Raw genomic sequence first — 2,746 nt, forward strand, 5'->3', positions numbered from 1 at the left:
CGCCCCCGGGGCGGGTCTCGTCGTGCCTCCCGAACCGGTTGCCGGCACCCCGGCGGCCCGGTCGGGCGCCGCCGCTGGACCGCCGGTGATGGCATCCCGCATGGACGCGGCTCACGGTGGTTCGGGAGCGGCACACGGTGGTCCGGGATACGAGTCCGCCGCCGAGCATGCGCACCCCAGCCCGACGCGATCCGGCCACCGGGCCGAGGTCGGCGTGCCGTACACCGATGCGCGCGGCGGGGATGCGCGCGGCGAGCATGTCCACCCGGCACACACCGATCCCTCGTCGGTGCATACCGACCCCGTTCTTGCGCACGCCGCCCCCGCGCTGGTGCATGGCGATCCCGCGCTGGCACACGCGGAGGCGGCCCTGGCGTGGGCGCAGCGGTCGCCGTCGGTTCGGCACCGGGTGAAGTCGGGTCTGTTGGTGGCCGCGGCGACGGCCGCCGGGGGTGATGTCGATCGCGCTCGGGAGTTGGCCGAAAATGTCGCTGGGCAGAGTCGGATTTTCGGGTTGCTGCCGCTGCGATGGGCCTGCGCCATGCTGCTGTCGGGGCTGGATTCGGCCGGTGGCGGGGCGGATGAGGCGGCGGCGTGCGCGGTGTTGCTGGCCGCCCGGGGCGGACGATTGCGAACGGCCGCCTGACATCTGAACCTCGCCCGCGAGTGACCCCGATCTCGCACCGCCCGCTATTGTTGGACCGTTCCGCCCCCTCGCGGAAGCACGTGCCCAAGGCTGACGTGCCACTTCGTAACGCCAGGAACAGCTCTGACGATGAAGAACACGGGTGAGGAGTTGGACCCCGCCGTCGTCGCTGCCGCAGCGCAGGGCGACCGGTCTGCCCTTTCCCAGGTACTGGAGAGCATCCGCCCACTGGTGGTCAAGTACTGCCGTGCGCGAATCGGAGCCGCCGAACGCGGTCAGCTTTCCGCGGACGACGTGGCTCAGGAGGTATGTCTGGCCGTCATGACCGCCCTGCCCAGGTATCAGGATCAGGGCAGACCGTTCATGGCGTTCGTGTACGGCATCGCCTCCCACAAAGTCGCCGACGCCCATCGCAACGCCGCCCGTAACAAGGCGGACGCCATGGCCGAAGTACCGGATGTCATATCCACCGACCAGGGGCCGGAGCAGCGAGCTCTCGATTCCGAAACCAGTCGCCAGATGAACAAGCTGCTGGCGACGCTTCCGGAGAAGCATCGAGAGATTCTGATCCTGCGCTTGGTCATGGGTTTGTCAGCTGAAGAAACCGCAACCGCCGTGGGCAGTACGGCGGGCGCTATACGAGTCGCCCAGCATCGGGCACTCGCGAAACTCAAGTCACAAGTGGCGAGGGCAGGTGAAATGTATGGCTAGGGATGGCGAGCGCGGTCGGGGCGACTGGAAGGCGCGATCTGGATCGCACAACAGCGGTCCCTACGCCGAGGCGTCCGGTGACACCGGGCCGGTGGATATCGCGGCGGTACGCCGTGATGACGAGCTGATCGAGGCCATTGCCGGTGACGGCGCGGTCCAGACCAGCAGCGCGGACGAGTATCAGCTCGCAGCGTTGCTGGCCAACTGGCGGGCCGAGATCGTCAACGAGCCGATGCCGGCCGGACCGGACCTGGATGCCATCGTCGCCGCGGTGAACCAGGAGGTCGGCGCCCGCGGGGCGCGGATCGGGGCCTCGGGTAGCAGGCGACTACGGCTGGTTCGTCCCATCGCCGGTGCGGCGGCCGCCGTATCCCTGATCATGGGCGGTCTGACGGCGTTCTCCTACGGCGCCGAGCCGGGCGACGCGCTGTGGCCTTTCAAGGAGGTCGTGTTCTCCGAACAGGCGCAGACCACCGTGGTGAACCGGGCCGGCAACGATATGGCGCAGGCACAGCAGTTGATCGACGAGGGCAAGCCCGAGGCGGCCAAGGTACTGCTCGAGCGCGCCGAGGGCAATGTCAGCCAGGTCGACGACAGCGGCAAGAAGGACGATCTGCGGCAGCAGTGGGAGCGGCTGGTGGCGCAGCTGCAGGAGCGGGCCCCGGAAATCGCGGCCTCGCTGCTGCCCAGCACCACCAAGGCGGCCGAACCCGGCGGATCGCAGCCGACGACCAAGCCGGGTGGCAATGCCACCACGGCACCGGTCGCGCCGGATGCCTCGGTGACCACCGAACCGTCGGTGGACCCCCGGATCCTGTCCACCCAGCCGAATACCGGCGGTACGACGGAGCCGAGCGATTCCGCGACGACTCCGGACGAGCCGACCACCGATCCGACGGTGCCGAGCACGGAGCCGTCGGACCCGGCGACGGAGCCGACGGTGCCGCCGACGACGGTCCCGACCGTACAGCCCACCACCACGGTGGTGGTGCCCACCGGCCTGCCGCAGCAGCCGACACTGCCGCCCACCGGTGGCGGGATCTCGGGGCTTCCGTCGGTGCCGGGCACGGAGGTGGTGCCGACGGGCGGCGGGCTCGTCCCGCCCACCCAGCTGCCCACCGCCCCGGGCGGCATCCGCTGAGTGGTGGCCGCCGACACTGCGATGGCCGCTGGACAACCCGGCCGCTGCTGATCCGGCCGCTGACAATCCGATAGGGGATCCGAGCCGATAGGGGAATCCGAGCCGTTCGCGGTGAGGATCCACAGGGGTTCATAACGCCGGGCCGCCCGTCCGGCGGTTCGATCACGCACCATCCGATCGCCGACCGGCGGTCGGCTTTTCGTATCCGCGCCTCGCCGCTCCTGCGAAACGATGTGGGGCCCCGCCCA

General features: G+C 70.0%; 2 protein-coding genes and 1 pseudogene. All 3 read left to right on the forward strand.

Annotated elements, in window-relative coordinates:
• Positions 1-646, forward strand: a pseudogene (locus QK444_RS35110) (hypothetical protein); the annotation flags it as partial.
• A gap of 129 nt (positions 647-775) precedes the next feature.
• A complete protein-coding gene (locus QK444_RS35115; protein ID WP_143982713.1) occupies positions 776-1,357 on the forward strand; it encodes a sigma-70 family RNA polymerase sigma factor in 582 nt (193 codons plus the stop codon).
• Entirely contained in the window at positions 1,350-2,498 is a 1,149-nt protein-coding gene (locus QK444_RS35120) for an anti-sigma-D factor RsdA (RefSeq protein WP_282786295.1), read from the forward strand. The genes QK444_RS35115 and QK444_RS35120 overlap by 8 nt, the downstream gene beginning before the upstream one ends.
• The last annotated feature ends 248 nt before the right edge of the window (positions 2,499-2,746 follow it).

It is taken from the genome of Nocardia sp. CC201C (assembly GCF_030010695.1).
In the GTDB taxonomy this organism is placed as follows: domain Bacteria; phylum Actinomycetota; class Actinomycetes; order Mycobacteriales; family Mycobacteriaceae; genus Nocardia; species Nocardia otitidiscaviarum.

Coding starts and splice junctions, on each gene's coding strand:
- QK444_RS35115 (WP_143982713.1), top strand. CDS start 776: ATGAAGAACACGGGTGAGGAGTTGGACCCCGCCGTCGTCGCTGCCGCA.
- QK444_RS35120 (WP_282786295.1), top strand. CDS start 1,350: ATGGCTAGGGATGGCGAGCGCGGTCGGGGCGACTGGAAGGCGCGATCT.